12 protein-coding genes and 4 pseudogenes are annotated in these 20,357 nt (G+C 62.3%); 8 read left to right on the forward strand and 8 right to left on the reverse strand.

Annotated elements, in window-relative coordinates; translation table 11 throughout:
* Positions 1 to 73: 73 nt before the first annotated feature.
* From comJ (G7007_RS06330) to G7007_RS06360, 8 genes and pseudogenes are all read right to left on the reverse strand, one after another.
* Entirely contained in the window at positions 74 to 304 is a 231-nt protein-coding gene (gene comJ / locus G7007_RS06330; RefSeq protein WP_181100020.1) for a competence protein ComJ, read from the reverse strand.
* Between the two features lie 96 nt (positions 305 to 400).
* Positions 401 to 607, reverse strand: a pseudogene (locus tag G7007_RS22135) (RHS repeat-associated core domain-containing protein); the annotation flags it as partial.
* A pseudogene (locus tag G7007_RS06340) lies at positions 601 to 1,453 on the reverse strand (IS5 family transposase). The pseudogenes G7007_RS22135 and G7007_RS06340, both read right to left, overlap by 7 nt.
* Positions 1,454 to 1,553: 100 nt before the next feature.
* Entirely contained in the window at positions 1,554 to 2,045 is a 492-nt protein-coding gene (locus G7007_RS06345) for a hypothetical protein (RefSeq protein WP_181100022.1), read from the reverse strand.
* A pseudogene (locus G7007_RS06350) lies at positions 2,039 to 3,553 on the reverse strand (RHS repeat-associated core domain-containing protein); the annotation flags it as partial. The gene G7007_RS06345 and the pseudogene G7007_RS06350, both read right to left, overlap by 7 nt.
* Before the next feature lie 283 nt (positions 3,554 to 3,836).
* A complete protein-coding gene (comJ, locus tag G7007_RS06355) occupies positions 3,837 to 4,316 on the reverse strand; it encodes a competence protein ComJ (protein ID WP_181100024.1) in 480 nt (159 codons plus the stop codon).
* Positions 4,316 to 4,486 (reverse strand): NucA/NucB deoxyribonuclease domain-containing protein, encoded by a 171-nt coding sequence (locus G7007_RS22650; protein ID WP_445675580.1) that lies wholly within the window; start codon positions 4,484 to 4,486, stop codon positions 4,316 to 4,318. The genes comJ (G7007_RS06355) and G7007_RS22650 overlap by 1 nt, the downstream gene beginning before the upstream one ends.
* A 186-nt stretch (positions 4,487 to 4,672) precedes the next feature.
* A pseudogene (locus G7007_RS06360) lies at positions 4,673 to 8,353 on the reverse strand (RHS repeat-associated core domain-containing protein); the annotation flags it as partial.
* 13 nt (positions 8,354 to 8,366) lie between these two features.
* Between G7007_RS06360 and tssJ the strand changes: the two are divergent.
* The 8 genes from tssJ to tssA all read left to right on the forward strand — a co-directional run bounded on the left by tssJ (position 8,367) and on the right by tssA (position 20,220).
* Positions 8,367 to 9,092 (forward strand): type VI secretion system lipoprotein TssJ, encoded by a 726-nt coding sequence (tssJ, locus tag G7007_RS06365; protein WP_258198498.1) that lies wholly within the window; start codon positions 8,367 to 8,369, stop codon positions 9,090 to 9,092.
* Entirely contained in the window at positions 9,089 to 10,432 is a 1,344-nt protein-coding gene (gene tssK / locus G7007_RS06370; RefSeq protein ID WP_181100036.1) for a type VI secretion system baseplate subunit TssK, read from the forward strand. The genes tssJ and tssK overlap by 4 nt, the downstream gene beginning before the upstream one ends.
* Positions 10,429 to 11,145, forward strand: a complete 717-nt coding sequence (gene icmH, locus G7007_RS06375) for a type IVB secretion system protein IcmH/DotU (RefSeq protein ID WP_181100038.1) — start codon at positions 10,429 to 10,431, stop codon at positions 11,143 to 11,145. The genes tssK and icmH overlap by 4 nt, the downstream gene beginning before the upstream one ends.
* 27 nt (positions 11,146 to 11,172) lie before the next feature.
* Positions 11,173 to 14,973 (forward strand): type VI secretion protein IcmF/TssM N-terminal domain-containing protein, encoded by a 3,801-nt coding sequence (locus tag G7007_RS06380; protein WP_181100040.1) that lies wholly within the window; start codon positions 11,173 to 11,175, stop codon positions 14,971 to 14,973.
* Positions 14,970 to 15,878 (forward strand): type VI secretion system-associated protein TagF, encoded by a 909-nt coding sequence (gene tagF / locus G7007_RS06385; RefSeq protein WP_181100042.1) that lies wholly within the window; start codon positions 14,970 to 14,972, stop codon positions 15,876 to 15,878. The genes G7007_RS06380 and tagF overlap by 4 nt, the downstream gene beginning before the upstream one ends.
* Positions 15,875 to 18,370, forward strand: a complete 2,496-nt coding sequence (gene tssM / locus G7007_RS06390) for a type VI secretion system membrane subunit TssM (RefSeq protein WP_181100050.1) — start codon at positions 15,875 to 15,877, stop codon at positions 18,368 to 18,370. Before tagF ends, tssM begins: the two co-directional genes overlap by 4 nt.
* Positions 18,371 to 18,514: 144 nt before the next feature.
* Entirely contained in the window at positions 18,515 to 19,033 is a 519-nt protein-coding gene (locus G7007_RS06395) for an Hcp family type VI secretion system effector (protein WP_060393523.1), read from the forward strand.
* Positions 19,034 to 19,128: 95 nt separating this feature from the next.
* On the forward strand, positions 19,129 to 20,220 hold the full coding sequence (gene tssA / locus G7007_RS06400; protein ID WP_181100056.1) for a type VI secretion system protein TssA: 1,092 nt from the start codon (positions 19,129 to 19,131) through the stop codon (positions 20,218 to 20,220).
* The last annotated feature ends 137 nt before the right edge of the window (positions 20,221 to 20,357 follow it).

Genomic DNA, 20,357 nt, shown 5'->3' on the forward strand with positions numbered 1-20,357 from the left:
ATAGTTTTCATTTACACCCCAGCACCATAAATTTTCCGTCACCTGCGCCAGAGTTCCATGCGACATGTCACTTCTAATCCACTCTCTCAAGCAGTGAAAAGCTTTCGAGAAGATACAGCTTCACATTGGCGCCAAAGGCATCATCCAGGAGTGGATCAAATACTACGTAGTCACTATGTAGAACTGCGCCTTGCTCAAGATTTTTTCGTCCCCACTGACTAGCCGACTCGTCATAGGGGCGGGAACGCACCTGAATTTGGCTATGAGAGATGAGCAGATCAACTTTTTGATTCGAGACAACCATTAACACATCTCCACTTTGATCTTCGTACCGTTTGGCAAATCAGACAATATGTTGCCTATGCTAGACCCTGCACCTCGATTTAGGAAGTGCGCATCCTGCAAGCCCCAGCGCATCTACCCACGTCACAGGATTCAGGTTGTACTGGTACAGGTTGGACCCACCCGCCAACCCAATCGAACCCTGCGTCACACCGCCCCACCTCCAGATCGTAGTACCGGAAGGTGTTGTACGTTTCGTCGTCGAGGTACTGGCCCTGAAACTCAGGTTCTGCTCGGCCTCGCCCACATGCAGCGTTTCTAGGCTTTGTACGAAAAGTATTGCCGCATGCAGCGTAGGCCGCAGGCCAAGGTGACCATGGCTACAAAGCTCTTAGCCAGCTTGTCATAGCGAGTGCCGATTCTGCGATTCTCTTTGAGCCAGCCAAACATCCGCTCAATGATGTTCCGTTGACGGTATTTTGGTCGGTCAAATAGCCGAGGCAAGCCAGGTCGGGGTTTGCGCGGCATGGCGCGCAATGGGATTACCGGCTGCATCCGGTAACGATCGCAGTACTGACGCAGGTGTTCGGCATCGTATCCCTTGTCTGCCAGCAACCACCGGCTACGTTTACGCGGTCGCCCGGCTTGCCAGCAATGCTTACAGCATCCAGCAACGGCTGAGCATGGGAACTATCACTGGCCTGTCCTGGTGAAAGCCTGAAATGCAGTGGCACGCTATTGGTATCGCACACCATGTGAATCTTGGTGGTCAGGCCGCCTCGGCTGCGCCCCAAGGCATGATCTAACGGTTCTTCAGGCCCCCCTTTTTCTCGGCGCCTGAAGAGGCTCGGGTTGCTCGTACAGCGGTGGAGTCGATCATCCAGGTGTCCAAGTCGATCAGTCCCTCTCGGTTCAGCCGGATGTGCAGACGCTCCAGTACTCGCTCAAAAGTACCGTCGTCGCGCCAGTTACGAAAACGCTGATACACGGTTGACCATGGCCCAAAGCGTTCAGGCAGGTCACGCCAGGGAGCGCTAGAGCACAGAACCCACAAGATTCCATGGAAAACCTGGCGGTCATCACTGCGAGGACGGCCCATTTTCTGCTCTGGAGAAACCAAATCCTTGATCAGTTCCCATGATGCATCAGAGAGTTCGTAACGCCTTGCCATGCGGGCCTCCAACAGGTCATGGCAGCTATTTTAGCCAAAACGACTTTTCGTACAAAGCCTAGTACCAAGCCTACAATCTTACGAGCACCTTCAAGATGTGCTATTGCTCTTCCACATGCAAGGTAATCAACCTCAAAATCTGACTAGCGTATTTTTTTGCATGAGGAATTCTGGATAGCTTTAGATAGGTCAATAGTTTTTCTGGGGAATCTGTTCCCAAGATGTACTCAATTGTATTGCCCAGCAAAACACCTTGAGAGTAGGTAATAGCTGAAACTGTTTTGCTTCTGTCGTCCGGTTCAGGCTCTTCCCCCGGAGGGTACTCTCCATCACTTTCATCATCATCAGAAAACAAGTTAATCTTCGCAACGGAATAACTGATTATCTGCTTGCTGCTTTCACCTAGAACACGAGATATATCTATAAGGTCAATTTTTGCTCTTGTAATTTTAGCCAAATCAAGGTTAGCGAGTACGCCCTCATACTCGGGCTCTATATCAATATTCGCTATATCCTTTACTTTAAGCAGTAAATCCTTGTAAGTGTCAGAACCTACTAGCTCTTGCACTTTGCGTAAGTTATCGACTACCATACGTCAACCCCTTTAACAACCTTGATCAAATCATAACCTACGTGCCTAAACTGGTCTATAGCCTCATGCTCCCAAGGGGTAAGCGCGAGAAGATTAGAACTATCATGCACCCCAGGACCTCCTACACGTTGTGGAATATCGTTATGATGGAGTTCTAGAGCATATTCCTTAACGGTTACTGTGTCTGTGTTTCGCGAAACGACTTGAGCTTGCATCCTGGGCGCCTTTCCCTTCGCCATAAGCGCAAGGTTTGCGGGTGAGTAGGCACGGGTCGGCGCTTTAGCCTCGGCTTTCCAATAATTTTTGCGTGCAGTGCTCCAACATACCCAGCCCCACGGGTCGATCCAGCTTATTGGATTTCTACTATACCGATAGAGGTTGATCCCCCCATTTAGCCCGATAGGATCCTGAGAAGTATACTTGCCTATATGTGGATCATAATACCGGAATGTATTGTAATGCAGTTGCGTCTCTGCATCAAAATACTGACCTTGAAATCTGATGCACTGCTTAATATTTTCAATGTCTATTTGATTAGCATTTCCCCACGCATGATAGGTCGCTTGCCAAATAATCTCACCTCGACTATTTGTTAATTCCCTCGGAGTTCCAATCTGATCCGTATGGAAGTAATAGACCTCCTGCCCTTCCCCTTCAACCTGATCGATCCGCGCTAACGGCGCATAGCTCCCCGGCTCGTACAGGTACACGATGTTCTGCCCAGGCGTCTCCTCGCGCAGCATCCTCAGACCTTGCCAAAGGAATCGCTTCTGCTCCACCACACCTTCAATTTCAGCCCGCTTGGCCACTCGCCGTCCAAGGCTGTCGTAGAGGTACTCACCCTTGCTCTCCAACCGCCCACTCTGGAACGTCTCCGCCCGCACCAGCCGGTTCTCACAGTCATAGCTGAAGTACTGCACCTTGCTAGGCCCCGAGCGCTTCTCGATCAGGTTGCCCCACGGATCGTACCGGTACTCCTGATCCCGCCACTGCCGAATCCGGTTGTCCTTCACCTTGTCGAACTGCCGCGCATCGAAGTCCAACTGGTTGGCTGCCGGGTCGTAGCGGAAGCTCTCGCTGGTGGTGATCGAGCCGGTATTGCGGCTACGCAACTGGCCGTTGGCTTCGTACTCGTACGTGATCTCACCGCGCAGCTTGTCCAACGTACGCACCAGTTCACCGGCTGGATCGTACTCGTAACGCCGATGGATTGGGTTATACGCGTGCTCCACATACAGCGCCGGCTGAATCCCCGCATTATGAACCTGCGAGAGCTTGTCAGCAGGCAGTGTCGAGGCATACTGCCAAGCCTTGCGGCCCATGGCGTCGTAGCCAAAGCAGCTGGTGAGCTTGCCCTGTGTGCGATAGACCTCGCGGTGCAGGTCGTCGCGCTCCATGTCGCTGATGACTTGGCCATCCACGTTCAGTTGGTGCAAGTGACCGCTGCCGTAGTACAGGTGATTGATCTTGCGCCCATCGGGCGACGTGAGTGTGAGTTCGCTACTCAGCTACGAGTACTGATCAATAGACGAAGGTGCCTACATTACTGTTAGCTTTAGGCAGGATCAGCCCTGTCGTGTTGCCATTCGCATCCAGTTCAATCTAATCGCGATAGCAACCTCGGCTACCAGAGAACTTTGAAGAGAGATGACTGAGGCTTGGTGTCAGTCATCTACCTAGCAGGTTGTAAAAGAACGGTTGGCGCGAGCGCCGTGACTACAGAGATTCTACAGCCACTTTTTCGGTATCCCCCACAAAGGCTTATTATTGGGAGGAACACAAAGTCCACGCTCAGGCGACGCCTTGCACCAGCCGCCGACTCTTTACACCGCCCCACGGATCGTCAATCAAAAACTCTGCGTTGACCTTCGTTACTGAAGGGACAAAAGTTAGTTTATAAAAAATTTCATCCCCCTCACAGACCTCGAAGTATAAGGAATATTGTCGTTGTTCCAAACTCAGGTTAATTTTGGATTTTTCGGTAGCCGAGGCGAGTTCAACATGCTCCAAATTTGTTACCTTGAAAGGGACGACAATACAGCGCTGGGACGACTCATCCAGTGAAAAGCTTTCGAGAAGATATAGCTTCACATTGGCGCCGAACGCATCATCCGGGAGTGGATCAAATACTACGTAGTCACTATGTAGAACTGCGCCTTGCTCAAGATTTTTTTGCCCCCACTGACTAGCCGACTCATCATAGGGGCGGGAGCGCACCTGAATTTGGCTATGAGATATGAGCAAATCAACTTCTTGATTCGAGACAACCATTAATACACCTCCACTTTGATCTTTGTACCGTTTGGCAAATCAGACAATATGTTGCCTATGCTAGACCCTGCACCTCGATTGTCGCTAGGATCAATGTGTCTTACACTGGCACCTTTACCGCCTTCTTCGAACATTGCCATAGGCCATTCATCCCGATCTTTTGCCTTCATCGTTTTTACATCTTTCAAGCTCAGCTTTCTGTTTAACTTAGCAGTATCTCTCTGAATAGTGACGATATAAGGCTGCCCCCCATTTATCGCATCTTGGATATGTCCAAACGTCTCAGGATATTCAGATTTATTTAACTTCAAATGGTAATCGTGGTCCGTAGAGTTACTTTTGAAAAGTTCGCATCCTGCAAGCCCCAGCGCATCCACCCATGTCACGGGATTCAGGTTGTATTGGTATAGGTTGAACCCACCCGCCAACCCAATCGGATCCTGCGTCACAAACCGCTCCGCCTCCGGATCGTAGTACCGGAAGGTATTGTAATGCAGCCCCGTTTCGTCATCGAAGTACTGTCCCTGAAACCTCAGGTTCTGCTCGACCTCGCTCACATGCAGCGTTTTCAGCGCCCCCCACGCCTTGTAGGTCGCTTGCCAGACGATGCTGCCATCGGCGTCGGTCATTTCCAGCGGCGTTCCAATCTGATCCGTATGGAAGTAATAGACCTCCTGCCCTTCCCCTTCAACCTGATTGATCCGCGCTAACGGCGCATAGCTCCCCGGCTCGTACAGGTACACGATGTTCTGCCCAGGCGTCTCCTCGCACAGCATCCTCAGACCTTGCCAAAGGAATCGCTTCTGCTCCACCACACCTTCAATTTCAGCCCGCTTGGCCACTCGCCGTCCATTGCTGTCATAACGGTACTCACCCTTGCTCGCCAACCGACCACCACGGAACGTCTCCGCCCGCACCAGGCGGTTCTCGCAGTCATAGCTGAAGTACTGCACCTTGCTCGGCCCCGAGCGCTTCTCGATCAGGTTGCCCCACGGATCGTACCGATACTCCTGATCCCGCCACTGCCGGATCCGGTTGTCCTTCACCTTGTCGAACTGCCGCGCATCGAAGTCCAGCTGGTTGGCTGCCGGGTCGTAGCGGAAGCTCTCACTGGTGGTGATCGAACCGGTATTGCGACTACGCAACTGGCCATTGGCTTCGTACTCGTACGTGATCTCACCACGCAGCTTGTCTAGTGTGCGCACCAGTTCACCCGCCGGATCGTACTGATAACGGCGGTGAATCGGGTTGTAGGCATGCTCCACATACAGCGCCGGCTGAATCCCGGCGTTATGTACCTGCGAGAGCTTGTCGGCAGGCAGCGTCGAGGCATACTGCCACGCCTTGCGGCCCATGGCGTCATAGCCGAAGCAGCTGGTGAGCTTGCCCTGGGTGCGATACACCTCACGATGCAGATCATCGCGCTCCATGTCGCTGATGACATGGCCATCCACGTTCAGCTGGTGCAGGTGACCGCTGCCGTAATACAGGTGATTGATCTTGCGGCCATCGGGCAAGGTCAGCGTGCTCAAGTTGCCCAGCGGGTCGTACTCATAACCCAGCGTGCCATCGGGCGTGATTTCTTGCGTCAGTCGGCCCAGCACGTCGTAGGCGTACTCGAGCTTCTCCGCGGTGATCCCTAGCCGCTTGCCTGTATCGGTCGGGTGCCGCTCAATACTCAACAACCGATCGACATCGTCGTAGGCGTACGTTTGCTTGGCGTCGCCGTTGAGCTTGGCAATCAACCGACCGATCTTGTCGCGCTCGAACAGGGTATGGCGCTCAGGTCGCTCCCCTCGCTCGCCGTAGCCGATCTCATCCAGGCGGGTGAGATGACCGGCGATGTCGTAGCTGAAGCGCCGGGTCAGGTTGTCGACCCGTACTTCTTCAATCAGGCGGTCCGAGGCATCGTAGGCAAAGCTGTAGGTGGCATTGTTCTCGTTGACCAGCGCCGTCAGGCGGATGGCTTTGTCGTACTCGTACCGGACTCGTTGACCCTTGGCGTCCTGGCGACTGCTCGGCAAGCCACGCCCTGTGCGCATCAGCTGGACCGTCTGGCCCTTGCCATCGGTGTGGCTGAGCACTTGGCCGTGGACGTTGTAAGTGAAACGTTCCGTCGTACCGTCCGGGTGAATGATCCGAGTCACCTCACCATCAGGCTTACGCTCCAGCGTCGTAGTCTGATTCAGCGCATCGGTTACTGCTACCAGATGCTGGCGTTCGTCATAGCGATACCAGGTGCTCTTGCCCGAACAGTCCTGGAAGCGTTCAACCTGAGCCCGAGTATTCCACCACAGGTACTTGGACTTGTACGTCGCATCGATGATGGTATGCGGCAGGCCATCTTCGCCGTTGAGATACTCGGTCATCTGCCCCAGAGCGTCGAACTCGGCAAGCAGATTGCCCTTGTCGTCGTAGCGCGCCTTCCAGGTGCTGCCGTCGGGGTAGCTGACCTGGGTCACCAGCGTGGTCAGGTGGTGATATTCATAGGTGATCTTGCGCCCCAGCGGATCGACCTCTTCGAGCAGACGAGCGTACTCGTCGTAGACGAAGGTCAGACGATTGCCGTCGGGCAGATCCAGGCCGACCATGTTGCCTTGCTCATCCAGTTCGACGGCGTAACGCTCACCGCCGTAATCACGGCTGGCGATGACGCGGTGATCGGCGTTGTAGTGCACCTGCAGCTCGCGACCGAGCACGTCGGTGGCCCAGCTGGTACGCGCTTCGACATCGTAACGGAAGCGGTAGTGTTCGCCATCGCTGGTCCAGTGATCGACCACGCGGGGTTGGCCCCCCACGGTATCCCAGCGGTAATGACAGGTCAGGCCCAGCGCATTGCTGTGGCTGACCATCAGCCCGTCGCTGTAGCTGAAGCTGCGCACGGTATCGCCGTTGCGGTTGACCACGGCGTTGAGTTGGCCGTGTTCGTCGTAGCGGTACTGGGTAAGCGTTTCGACTGCCTGGTTGTTCACCACGCGTTTGATGTCGGTCAGGCGCCCCAGGGGGTGGTCGTAGTGCAGATGCACGCGAATACCGCCCGTAGCGCTGATATCAGTCAGCGTGCCATCGGAGTTGCGGGTGAAGTGCAGGAAGTGCCCCAGCGCATTTTCGATGCGTTCGAGAGGGACATCGGTGTTGGTGTCCGGCACTTCCCCAAAGTAGAAGAACAGGTTGTCCAGCGTCTGCAGAATATAATGACCGCCTTCGGTACAGACTAAGTACACCTGCTCATGCGGGTTATAGATGCGCTCACCTGGCTGCAGGGCCACGAACGGTACTTCGCGGCCCTGGTTGTCGGTGAGGTAGATGAACCGGTCCTGGCGACGCAGGCTCTGCTCCCACGGCAAGACCCAGCCGCGACCCAGCACGCTGTCGACGGTCAGGTCGCTGGCGTAGAAGCGGGTCCACTCGATCGGCATCAGGCCGGGCAGGCTGAAGTCGAGTTCATCGGGGATGACCTTGCGGCCCGTGGTGAGGTCCACGGGGTTGCCGACCAGGCCGCCAATGGCGCGTTGTGCCACGGGTTCGACCACGTAGCGGCTGGCGACCTCACCGGCCACGAAGCCTGCGGTGAACTTCAGTGCGCAGGGCATGATGGCCTTCATGCCGGCCTGCGTACCTGCCTTGATCAACTGGGCGATACCACCCGCCGCGCCCGCGACGGCCATCAGGACATCCACCGTGGTGCGCAGCCACTCAGGGACTTCATCGTCCACGGGCAGGTAACGGTAGGTGCCGCCACCAATAATCACGTCTCCCGAACCGCTGGTGATGGTGGCCCCGCAGGTGAGCTTGTCACCCTTGCGCGCTGCGGCGACGCTGTTGATGAAGACGTTGGTCGAGCCTTCGGCGATCTGCACCGGCCCTGGGTGCTTGTCGCAGGCACCGATGCTCTTTTCGACGCGGGCGGCCTTGCGGCTGTTGATGAAGACGTTCGGTGAGGCAGTGGTGATCGTCCCTGAGGGGGACGTCAACAAACTGCCTAGCGCCTCTCCGGCGGCGGTCAGCAAGCTGCCTCCGACGCCGGCTGCAAGGCCCGGAGAGCGAGCCTTGACCTCATACACCCACACTGCCCTCAAGCACCTGACCACCGCCGCGCTGTTGCTGGCGCTGGTCGGCTGCGGGGTCACCGACCGCATCGGCAAGCGCATGGACAAGAGCTGGGCGGCCGACATGCTGGCCGACCATGAAAACCTGATCCTGACCTCCGACGGCGGCAACCAGCTCAACCCGGACGCCGAAGGCCACCCGCTGTCGGTGGTCATGCGCGTGTACCAGCTGACCGACCTGGAGCGGTTCGCGGCGGCCAGCCCCGACACCCTCTGGGACATGCCGGAAAAAGCCCTGGGCAACACCCTGGTGGAAACCCGCGAGATCACCCTGCTGCCCGGCATGGGCCAGATCGACCAGTGGCCCCTGGCCAAGAACGCCCGGTACGTCGGCGTGGCGGCGTTCTTCCGCCAGGACCAGGACGCACGCTGGAAGGTCGCCTTCGACGCCAACTCGTTGCGCAAGGAAGGCATCTGGTTTTCCTCCGACGGCTTGCGGGTGCTGGTCGACCAGACGCGCATCGAGGCCATGCGCGGTGTCGACGTGCTGAACAAGCCGCCGGCCGAAGACCGCCTGGCCGTACCCGGCGAGCCGGTCTGGGTGCCCAAGACCCTGACCGACAAGGCGCAGGATGCGGCCCTCGACAAGGCGACCGACGCGGTGGGCACCTCGGCCCGCAACGCAGCGGACGCCTCCTTCAACCCTCTCGTGGATAGCGTCAAATGAGCAAGCAGAGCCGAGTGATGTGGTCGGAAGGCATGTTCCTGCTGCCCCAACACTTCCAGTACCAGGATGAGTTCCACCAGCACCAGTTGGCCGAGGCCACCCTGCGCGGCACCCCGTTCCACTGGGGCGTGCAGCTGCTGGAGGTGGACGTGGATGCGCTGTCCAATGGCTCGCTGCAACTCAAGCGCCTCAAGCTGGTGTTCCCCGACGGCAGCCTGTACGACGCCCCGCAGCACGACCCGCTGCCGGCCGCGCGCGACCTGAAGGACCTGCTCAAGGCCAACGACCTGAAGGTCTACGCCGCGCTCAAGCTGCCCGAACCGTTCGGTTTGAACTACGTCGAGGACGGCCAGGAACACAAGGCCTCGCGGCGCTTTCGCAAGCAGTTCGACACCCTGCCCGACCTCAACGAGGGCGAGCTGGAGAACGAGATCACCAGCCTGCGCCTGAACGTGGTGCTGCTGGTCGACGGCGACAGCCTCGACGGGTTCAGCCACTGCGCCCTGGCCAAGCTGACCCGCAACAGCATGGGCGGCTTCAACCTCGACCCGCACTTCGTGCACCCGACTCTGCACCTGGGCAGCCACGAGACCCTGGCCGGCATCGGCAAGCGCCTGCTCGGCGCGTTGCAGGCCAAGAGCAAGGCGCTCTCCGGCCGGCGCCGCGAGCGCGCCGACCAGATCGCCGAGTTCGGCTCCAGCGACGTGACCCTGTTCTGGCTGCTCAACACCGTCAACCGCGCCCACCCGCAGCTGGCGCACCTGCTGGCCCACCCGCGCCTACACCCGGAGCGGCTGTACCTGTTCCTGGCCGACCTGGCCGGCGGGCTGCTGACCTTCACCCTCGACACCCAGCTCAGCGACATCCCCGAGTACGATCACCACGATCCGGCGGCGTCGCTGGTGCGGCTCGACGAGATGATCCGCGTGATGCTCGACAACGTCGTGCCCAACCAGTGCGTGGTCATCCACCTGACCCAGACCAAGCCGTCCTACTGGCAGGGCCAGCTGCACGACCAGCGCCTGACCGAAGCCGACTTCTACATCGCAGTGCATGCCGACATGGCCGGCGCGACCCTGCTCGACATGGCGCCCCGCGCGATCAAGATCGGCTCGCCGGAAGACATCGAAGTGGTGGTCAACAGCGCCATGCCCGGCGTGACCCTGGTGCATGCCGCACGCCTGCCCAACGCGATCCCGGTGCGCCTGGACAACCAGTACTTCGCCATCGAACCCCACGGCCACGTGTACGACCGCATGATGGAATCGCAGACCATCTGCTTCTATGCGCCCAGTGCCCTTCCCAACCTCAAGCTTGAACTGATGGCGGTGCTCAAATGACCGAAGCCGTACTGCAACAGGGCGCCGTGGCGGCTGCCAGCGAACAACCGACGCTCAAGGACCTGGTCAAGGACTTCATCAGCATGGCGCTGATGCTGCGCCGCGGACGCCAGGTCACTTCGGTCCCGGCCTTCGACGCCAGCGTCGAGCGCTTCTTCGGCAACCTGGAGCGCGATGCCCGGGCCGCCAACTACAGCGTCGAGCAGGTCAAGGACACCCAGTACGCGCTGTGCGCGTTCCTCGACGAAAGCGTGCTGCGCGCGGGCGACAGCGCCCTGCGCCAGCACGTCGAGCTGCAACCGTTGCAGTTCCGCTACTTCGGCGTGCACCTGGCCGGCGAGGGCTTCTTCGAGAAGATCGACGCGCTGCGGGCCGACGTGCGCCAGAACGTCGACGTGCTGGAGGTCTACCACCTGTGCCTGGCACTGGGCTTCGAAGGCAAGTTCGGCCTCGGTCAGAAGGACCAGCTGCGCTACCTGGCCAACACCCTGGGCCAGGACATCGCCCGCTACCGCAAGCCGCCCAAGGCGCTGGCCCCCGACTGGGCGCTGCCGGACCAGGTCTCGCAGATGCTGCGCCACGAGGTGCCGCTGTGGGTCTACCTGGCCTTGATCGCACTGGTCAGCGTCGTGGTGTACCTGACGCTCGACTGGTTGCTGGACAAGGACGTCGCTGCCCTCTCCGACCACATCCGCCAGCTGTTCAGTGCCTGAGCCTTCAGGTAGCCGAGTCAGGAAGACATGAAGACATTACTGCGTTCGTTGAAAAGTTTCTGGATTCTCCTGCCACTGCTGTGGCTGTTGAGCCTGCTGGTCTGCTGGCTGGTCGCGCCCTTGGTGCCGTGGCTGCGCCTGCACGTGCCCGAGGCCCTGGCGATCATCACCGCCTGCTTCCTGCTGGCGATCGTGCTGCGCCAGTACCAGCGTATCCGCGCCGAGCAGAACCTGGAGAACCTGCTGCAGATCGAGGTGGACCGTTCCTGGAACGCCACCGGGGAGTTCCGCGATCAGCAGGTGCTGCGCGAGCGCCTCAAGCACGCCATCGCCATGCTGCGCACCGACCGCTCGGCCGGCGGCGGTGGCAAGGCGGCGCTGTCCGACCTGCCGTGGTACCTGGTGATGGGCATGTCGGCGGCGGGCAAGACCTCGCTGCTGACCCACTCGGGCCTGTCGGCCAGCATCGCCACGGCCAACGACAGCGAGAGCGGCACCCAGCACTGCGACTGGTACTTCAGCCCCGACGCGGTGATGATCGACACCGCCGGCCGCTACCTGCGCGACGACCAGTCAGCCAGCGAGTTCGCGGCCTTCCTGAAGATGCTGCGCAAGCAGCGCGGCAAGGCGGCGATCAACGGCCTGGTGCTGGTGGTGAGCCTGCCCGAACTGCTGGCCGCCAGCATCGAGGATCGCAGCGCCATGGCCGCGCAGCTGGTGGCACGGGTCGAGGAATACGCCGAGTGCCTGGGCGCCAACCCGCCGATCTACCTGATGCTGAGCAAGGTCGACCAGTTGCCGGGCTTCGACCAGGCCTTCGAGGGCCTCGACCTGCACGAGCGCCAGCAGCCGCTGGGCATGACCTTCGGCCTCTCGGAGATCCGCACCCAGGGGCTGCGTGACGTGCTCCAGGCGCGCCTGGCCAACCTGCAGCGCCACGTGCGCCAGCACGTCGACGCGCAGATGATCGCCCTGGGCGCCGAAGCCGACAGCACCCTGCTGACCTTCCCGCAGTACTTCTCGGCCCTGGGCGATGTGCTCGAGCAGTTCCTCGACCCCTTCATCCACGGCCAGCGCGGCGGTGCCCTGCTGCTGCGCGGGGTGTACTTCACCAGCGCCCTGCAGACCGAGCAGCAGCTCGAGCGCGTCTACGAAGACGTGATCGCCGACGCGTTCGCCCTCGACGCCGCCGCTGAAGGCACCGCGCCTGCGCGCACGGCCGGCAACCGCAGCTTCTTCATCACCGACACCTTCCGCCGGGTGATCTTCCCCGACCGCGACCTGACCCTGTACCAGTCCCGCCTGGGCCGCCAGTCCGCCGTCAACCCGGCGCTGCTGACCCTGGCCGCCGTTGCCGGCCTGCTGTTCATCGGCTGGCAGGCGCTGTCGTTCGTCAACAACCGCCACTGGCTCGAAAGCCTGCGCGGCGAGCTGGCGCAGCTCGACCAGGCCGACGACCGCGACGCGCAACTGGCCTCGGGCAAAGGCCTGGAGGTGCTGCGCGAGCAGATGGCGACGGTCGAGGACCACCGCCTGCACGGCGTGCCGCTGCGCCTGAGCGCCGGCCTGTACCACGGCGAGGCGATCCACGACGTGGCCAGCGCCGCCTACCTGGCGCAACTGCGCAGCCAGGCCCTGGAGCCGATCGCGCGGCAGTTGCAGGTGCAGATGCGCGCCTTCAACGCCTTCGCCACCGACGTCAATCAGGCCCTGGACTTCACCCCGGCCCCGGCGCCGAAGACGCGCAACGGCAAGGCGTTGAAAGCCGCCGCGGCGGCCAAGGCCAAGCAGGCCCTGGACAATTCCCGCCTGGGCAACCTGAGCCGCAAGGTCAACCTGGCCACCGCCAGCGACGGCGCCGAGGTGTCGGCGGCCACCGGTGGCCTGTCGCTGTCCGAGGAAATGCTCGGGCGCCTGGACGAGCAGCAGGTCGCCTCGATCATCGAGGCCTACAACACCCTCAAGCTGTACCTGATGCTGACCGACCCCCAGGCGCACCCGGACCCCGCCTTCGTCGCCGCCAGCCTGCCCCAGGCCTGGGCCAACGCCGCTGGCGAAGGCACCCCGGCCGATACGGACGTGATCAAGGAAAACGTGCCGCTGTACGTCAAGCTGCTGGAACAGGGCGAGGCACCTGCCCTGCCGGTCAACGAGCAGCTGGTCGGCGAGACCCGCCAGCACCTGAAGTCGTTCATGCTCTCCAGTTCGCTGGTCGACCGCGAGTACCTGCGCCTGCAACTCGAGTCCAGCCGTCAGTTCCCGATGCTGAGCCTCAACGACCTGGTGCCACAGCCCGGCCGTGCCCTGCTCTACGGCTCGGCCGGCGTGCCGGCGATCTACACCCGCCAGGGCTGGGACACCTTCGTCAAGCCGGAGCTGATCAAGCTGGTCTCGGGCAACCTGCGCAACGAGTCCGACTGGGTGCTCGACGGCAATGGCGGCGATGCCATCGTGCAGAAGGCCAACTTCATCCGCGAGTTCATGACCCGCTACAAGCGCGACTACACCCAGGCCTGGTACAAGATGGTCAGCAGCGTGGGCGTGCGCCACTTCGCCGACCTGAACGCCGCCACCACCCAGCTGGGCCTGCTCAGCGACGTGCAGAACTCGCCGGTGAAGAACCTGCTGGCCGCCGTCAACGACAACACCCAGTGGGACATGCCGGTCAAGCGCGACGTGCCGACCCCGGGCGTGGTGCGCGAGGACGGCTTCTGGAGCAAGGTGACCGGGCTGTTCGACAGCCAGGACGCGGTGGCGGCCACTGTCGCCCCGTCGCTGCCGGCGGTGGACGATGGCAGCCTGGCCAAGCGCTTCGAGCCGGTGGCGCGGATGTTCGCGCAGAACAACGCCGAGGGCGCCGACAGCACCCTGATGGACCGCTACCTGGCCGCGCTGCGCAAGCTCAAGGTGCGCATGAACAACATCCAGCGTTCCCAGGACGTCGGCAAGGGCAGCAAGCAGCTGATCAGCGAGACCCTCGAGGGCCAGCCGAGCGAAGTGACCACCGTGCGCAACTACGTGGAAAGCAGCCTCGACACCAGCCAGGACGGCCTGTCGCGTTCGCTGCAGGGCCTGTTCGTGCTGCCGATCCAGTACGCCTGGGACACCCTGCGCGACCCGGCCGGCCAGCAGATCGCCAAGGCCTGGGCGCAGCAGATCGCCAAGCCGTGGGAGCAGGTCATGGCGCACCGCTACCCGATCGCTGGCACCAGCCGCAACGAGGCCTCGGTGAAAGACCTGCAACGCTTCGTCGACCCCGACACCGGCCTGCTGCCTGCCTTCAAGCGCAACGAGATCGGCAACCTGTCCGACGGCGAGGGCCTCGGCATGGGCAATGGCAAGGCGCCGTCGCTGGTCAACCCCGGCATGCTCAACAGCATCGACAAGGCCAGCTCCGTCGGCCAGGTCATCGCCAGCCTGTCGGACCGTGAGAACGGGTTCGAGATCATGCTCGAGCCGTCGGCCCACTTCACCGACATCGTCTTCACCCTCGATGGCCAGGAACAGCACTACCGCAACGGGCGCAGCAGCTGGAACCGCTTCGCCTGGCCGGGCACCAGCACCGCACCGGGCGCGCGCCTGGACGTGGTCACCCTGAGCGGTGCGCGGTTCACGGTGTTCGACTTCCCGGGCCGCTGGGGCCTGCTGCGGATGAACGACAGCGCCCGGGTCGACGACCTCGACGGCGTGCAGCAGCGCTTCAGCTGGAACACCCCCAACGGCCGCGTGAGCCTGGTGGTGCGCAACTTCGGCGGCGTGAAGCTCACCGACCTGAACCAGGTCAAGGCCTTGAGCGCGCTCAACGGCAGTGGTCGGGGCGCACGATGATCGGGTGTTTCGGCAAGCTCCCGTCGAGCGCGGACTTCGTCAGCCTGCATGGCGCGGCCGAAGAAGTCTGCGAGTTCGACGCCTGGCTGCAGTCCTCGCTCGCGGCCCTGCGCCACAGCGAGCACTGGCAGGCGTCGTTCGACCCGCTGCCGATGTGCTTCTTCAGCTACCGTGCGCGCACGGGCAACTGGCTGGTGGGTGGGTTGCTCAGCTCCCGCGACGCCAGCCAGCGGCGCTACCCGTTCTTCATCTTCCAGCTGATCAAGGGCGAGCAGGCCGCGCCTTTGATCAACCCGTTCACCCTGGGCGAGCTGTTCAGCGCCCAGATCAAGCCGTTGCTGCACCAGGCGGTGCAAGGCGCCGAGCGCGGTCCGCTGTTCGAGCGGATCAAGGCCCTGCGCCCGCTCAAGACCCAGGACCTGGACCTGTTCCGCCGCGTGCACGCCAAGTTCCTGCACGACTTCAGCTTCGCCGACGTGGCCCGCGCGCTGCACGGCTCGTGGCCAGCCTTCGACAGCGCCACCGCGCTCGCTCGCCTGCGTCAGGCCGGGCCGTCGTTGCACGGCGACTTCGCCGGTGGCATCGAACTGCCGCTGCCGGCCGAGCGCGGCTTGAAGAACCCGACCGCCGACCTCTGGCTGACCTGGCTGACGCGGATGAACCCGACCCTGGGCGTACCGGCGGTGAGCCTGCTGGCCGACGACTTCATGCTGCCGCGGCTGTACTGCTTCCCCTCACGGCATGCCCACAACGCCTACCGCCTGCTCAGCGGCCAGGCCCCGGCCTGCGAACACCTGGAACTGCTCAGCCCACTGGCATCGGCACCGCGCGTGCGCGATAACGACCGACCTCTTGAACATGTCATCGACCGGTTCGTCGATGCGCTGGATACGACGCCTGTATGAACAAGCTCAAGTACTACTGCCTGCGATACCAGCCCTATCTGTTGGGCATCGCGTTCTTCCTGGCGATCTTCCTGGTCTGGGCCCTGGGCCGTGCCTTGGGCTTCGCCTCGCTGCACAGCCTGCTGGCCGGGATCGGGCTGTTCCTGCTGCTGTCGGCCGGCTACGTGCTGCTGCTCTACCGGGGCGCCGGGCAGCACCCTGACCTCGAAGGCCTGCTGCGCGACGACGCCGACCAGGCCGTGCTCAACGCCACGCCCGCCGATCGCGAAGAGATCAGCCTGCTGCGCGAGCGCCTGCTGCAGGGCATCGAGCGCCTGCACGGCAGCTCGCCCCGTGGCACCCCGGCCAAGGACGCCCTCTACGCCCTGCCCTGGTACCTGGTGATCGGCCAGCCCGCGGCGGGCAAGAGCACCATGATCGTGCAGTCGGGCCTGAACTTCCCCTACGCCGAACGCGAAGGCGTGCGCGTGGCGGGGCTGGGCGGCACGCGCAACTGCGACTGGTTCTTCAGCTCTGAAGCGGTGCTGCTGGACACGGCCGGGCGCTACGTCAACAGCCCCGAGGAAGCGGGCAAGTGGCGCGGCTTCCTGCAGCTGCTGCGTCAGCACCGCCAGCGTCGCCCGCTCAACGGCCTGATCGTCAGCGTCAGCATCGCCGACCTGCTGCACGGCTCGCTGGAAGACCAGGAGCGGGTGGCCAAGCGCCTGCGCGAGCGGATCCAGGAAAGCGGCGCCCTGCTGGAGGTGCGCCTGCCGATCTACCTGGTGTTCACCAAGTGCGACCTGATCCCCGGCTTCACCGCGTTCTACCGCCAGCTGGACGATGTGGCGCGCGGCGAAGTGGTCGGCAAGACCTTCCCGCACACCGACTACGAGCGCGCCGACTGGGGCCAGCGTTTCGGCGTGGCCATGGACGAGCTGACCCAGTACTGGCAGCACATGGCGAGCCAGCAGATGGTCCAGCAGGACATCCAGGTCACCCGCCAGAACGATGCGGTGTACCGCTTCCCGCTGGAGCTGGCGGCCCTCAAGCCGCGCCTGCAAGCGTTCGTCGACAGCCTGCTGCGCGCCAACCCGTACCAGTCCGCCGAACTGCTGCGCGGCTTCTACTTCACCGCCGCCCTGCAGGCCGACGATGCCCAGTGGGGCAGCCATGGCCAGCAGGTGAGCGAACGTTTCGCCCTGGAGCCAGGCGCCGTCGAGACGAGCCTGGGCAGCCAGGCGGCGCCGCTGTTCATCAACAGCCTGTTCCGCAAGGTGATCATCCCCGACCAGCACCTGGTGGCGCTGTACACCAGCAACCGCCGCGAGCGTCGGCGCAAGGCCGCCTGGGTCGGTGCAGCCAGCCTGGCCGGGCTGATCCTGTGCGGTCTGTGGGGCTGGTCCTACGTCAACAACCGCAGCACGCTGACGCGCATCGGTGACGAGCTGGCCCAGGCCCAGGCCGAGGACGCCGCCACCGAGGGCCAGTACACTGCCTGGCGCAGCCTGGACCGCCTGCGCTTCTGGACCGCGCACTACTATCAGCAGCACCACGACCAGGGCGTGCCGCTGGGCATGCGCCTGGGGCTGTACACCGGCCATGCGGTCGAGCCGGTGCTGCGCGAACGCTATTTCGACACCTTGCAGGGGGTGATGCTCAAGCCGACCGCCGACAACCTGACGCGCACGCTCTACCTGCTCACCACGCTCAAGGTCTATCAGCGCAACGCCCGCGAGCTGCAACCGGTGACCGGCGTCGACAGTGTCCAGACCGAAGCCCTGCCCCGTGACAACCGTGCCCAGTCGATCGCCGACTTCGGCAAGGCGACCCTGGACACCTACGTGATGCTGTCGTCCACGCCACGGGAGAAGACCGACCCGGCGCTGCTCAATGCGCGCATCCCGGACTATTGGTACCCGGCCATCGCCCGCCAGACCGGCAAGCGCCTGGACCAGGCCAACAGCACGGGCGACGGCCAGCACGACTACACCTACGCCAGCCGCCAGATCACCTTCTACAGCGAGCAGCTGCGCGAACCGGACGTACCGCGCATCCTCGACAACGCGTTCCTGACCTCCAGCTCACGCAACTACATCGACAGCCTGCGCGCCCAGTCGCTGCGCTCGATCGAGACCATCACGCTGGAGTCCGACACGCTGTTCGCCTTCGGCCGCGCCGACTTCCAGAGCCTCAAGAGCGAAGGCCAGAGCCAGCTCAGCGCGATCGCCGCCAAGCTGCTGAACACGCCCAACATCGGCAAGATCATCATTTCCGGTCACGCCGACCAGTTGGGTGATCGCCAGGGCAACCTGCAGGTGTCCAAGCAGCGTGCGCAGACCATCCGCACCTACCTGGTCGGCAAGGGCGTGCCGGCCGAACTGGTCGAGGCCCAGGGCGAAGGCAGCAACAAGCCGCTGGTCAAATGTGACATGCAGCAACCCCGGGCCCAGTTGATCAAGTGCCTGGAGCCCAACCGACGGGTCGAAATCGAAGTGCGTGGGCTCAATTGAGCCGGCGTTCACAGAACCGGTCCGCCGGGCTTTACTGGATGAAGCCTGGCGGACGGACAGTTGCCTCAGCCGATGCACGTGGCGAGGTCGAAACCAAGGGCTGCGCAAGCACCCTTAATCAGTTGTAAATGGAGAGCTTTAACCATGGCATTTGACGCGTATATCCAAATCGACGGCATCCCAGGCGAAGTACTGGACGACAAGCACAAAGACTGGATCGAAGTGCTGGGCTACGAGTACGGCGCCACCCAGGCCACCTCGGCGACCGCCAGCTCCTCGGGCGGTGCCTCCTCCGAGCGTGTCGCTCTGAGCGACTTCAAGATCCGCAAGGCGGTCGACAAGGCTTCGGCCAAGCTGTTCGAGCACTGCTGCACCGGCAAGCACATCGCCAAGCTGAAGCTGAACGTCAACCGCGCCGGTGGCGACAAGGTCACCTACCTGACCATCGACATGGAAGAAGTCGTGGTGTCGTCGGTCAAGTTCGTCGCCGGTGGCAACCAGTCCGGTGAAGACAAGTCGGTCAGCGACCTGCCGATCGAAGAAATCAGCTTCAACTTCGCTCGCATCAAGACCACCTACACCCAGCAGAAGCGTTCCGATGGCCAGGCCGGCGGCAACATCGTCGGCGGCTGGGACCGTACCGCCAACAAAGTGTTTGCCTAAACACTGCTCCGTTCACGGGCCGCAGCCGCGGCCCGTGTCCTGCGACCGCCGGCTTGCCGGCGCGTCGCGCCCCTCCCTCTTGACCCGAGTGTCCCATGCCTGAAACCCTCAATGACCTTTCGTTGGCCGAGCTGGCCGCCCCGATCGACGGTGGCAGTGGCGAAGACTTGAGCTTCTCCGCCCTGTTCGACCAGATCAAGGAGGCCCGTCGCGCCGACCCTGACTACCTGACGCAAGGCGACTGGCAGACCGACCTGAAGACCGCCGACTGGGAACAGGTCGTCACCCTGGCCGCCCATGGCCTGGCCGTGCAGAGCAAGGACCTGATGCTGGTGGCCTGGCTCACCGAAGGCCTGGCCCAGCGTGAGCATTTCAACGGGATCAGCTTTGGCCTGGAACTGGCCGAGCGCATCCTGGACACTTTCTGGGAGACGCTTCACCCCTCATTCGAAGACGGCCTGGACGAGCGTGCCGCGCGCCTGTCCTGGCTCAAGAACACCCTCACCGACATCGTCGGTGGCCTGCCCATCACCCAGGGCCAGGGCTTCGGCGTGTTGCGTTACGACGAATCGCGCCACGTCGAGAACCTGGCCTTGCAGAACCCCAAGGCCATGCAGACCGCGCTGGACGAAGGCAAGATCAACGCCGAGATCTTCCAGCGTTCGGTGGCGCTGAGCGACACCGAGCACCTGTGCGCCAAGGCCGTGGAAGTGGCCGGCAGCCTGCAGGCCTGCCAGCGCCTGCAAGCCACCGTCGACCGCCTGTTCGGTCATGACGCGCCGAGCTTCGCCACGCTGGTGGACATGCTCTCGCGCGCCAACCAGCTGACCGAAAAGCTGCTCAAGGACCGTGGCGTCGAGCTCAACCCGGTGGCGGCCGCGCCTGAGGTGGAGGCGACCGACACGCCTGCCGAGGTCGCTGGCGCGCCTACGTCCGTGGCCGCCCAGCCCAGCGCCCCGGCCGCGCTGCGCACTACCCCGCTGACCCGCGACGAAGCCTTCACGATGCTGGCCGGGATCGCCCAGTTCTTCAAGCAGAGCGAGCCGCAAAGCCCGGTGCCGTACCTGATCGAACGTGCCATCAAGTGGGGCAACATGCCGCTGGAAGGATGGCTGAACGATGTGATCAAGGACAGCAACGTGGTGGACAGCATTCGCGATGTGCTGGGGACCAAGGACAGGACGTGAGTCGTCCGGCGGCCGTGGGGTCGATCAGTGAAGGTGCGGCTGCTTTTTACTGCTGAGCGATGTCAGGGCCGCGCTGCGGCCCATCGCGGCACGGGGGCCGCTCCCACAGGGGAACCGCAATTGCCTGTATCGCTGCG

The sequence above is a fragment of the Pseudomonas entomophila genome (genome assembly GCF_013523125.1).
GTDB classification, from domain to species: Bacteria; Pseudomonadota; Gammaproteobacteria; order Pseudomonadales; family Pseudomonadaceae; genus Aquipseudomonas; species Aquipseudomonas entomophila_B.

Bases quoted from the DNA above. Each gene is read 5' to 3' on its own strand.
- comJ (WP_181100020.1), bottom strand. From the start codon at position 304: ATGGTTGTCTCGAATCAAAAAGTTGATCTGCTCATCTCTCATAGCCAA.
- G7007_RS06345 (WP_181100022.1), bottom strand. From the start codon at position 2,045: ATGGTAGTCGATAACTTACGCAAAGTGCAAGAGCTAGTAGGTTCTGAC.
- comJ (WP_181100024.1), bottom strand. From the start codon at position 4,316: ATGGTTGTCTCGAATCAAGAAGTTGATTTGCTCATATCTCATAGCCAA.
- G7007_RS22650 (WP_445675580.1), bottom strand. From the start codon at position 4,486: ATGAAGGCAAAAGATCGGGATGAATGGCCTATGGCAATGTTCGAAGAA.
- tssK (WP_181100036.1), top strand. From the start codon at position 9,089: ATGAGCAAGCAGAGCCGAGTGATGTGGTCGGAAGGCATGTTCCTGCTG.
- icmH (WP_181100038.1), top strand. From the start codon at position 10,429: ATGACCGAAGCCGTACTGCAACAGGGCGCCGTGGCGGCTGCCAGCGAA.
- G7007_RS06380 (WP_181100040.1), top strand. From the start codon at position 11,173: ATGAAGACATTACTGCGTTCGTTGAAAAGTTTCTGGATTCTCCTGCCA.
- tagF (WP_181100042.1), top strand. From the start codon at position 14,970: ATGATCGGGTGTTTCGGCAAGCTCCCGTCGAGCGCGGACTTCGTCAGC.
- tssM (WP_181100050.1), top strand. From the start codon at position 15,875: ATGAACAAGCTCAAGTACTACTGCCTGCGATACCAGCCCTATCTGTTG.
- G7007_RS06395 (WP_060393523.1), top strand. From the start codon at position 18,515: ATGGCATTTGACGCGTATATCCAAATCGACGGCATCCCAGGCGAAGTA.
- tssA (WP_181100056.1), top strand. From the start codon at position 19,129: ATGCCTGAAACCCTCAATGACCTTTCGTTGGCCGAGCTGGCCGCCCCG.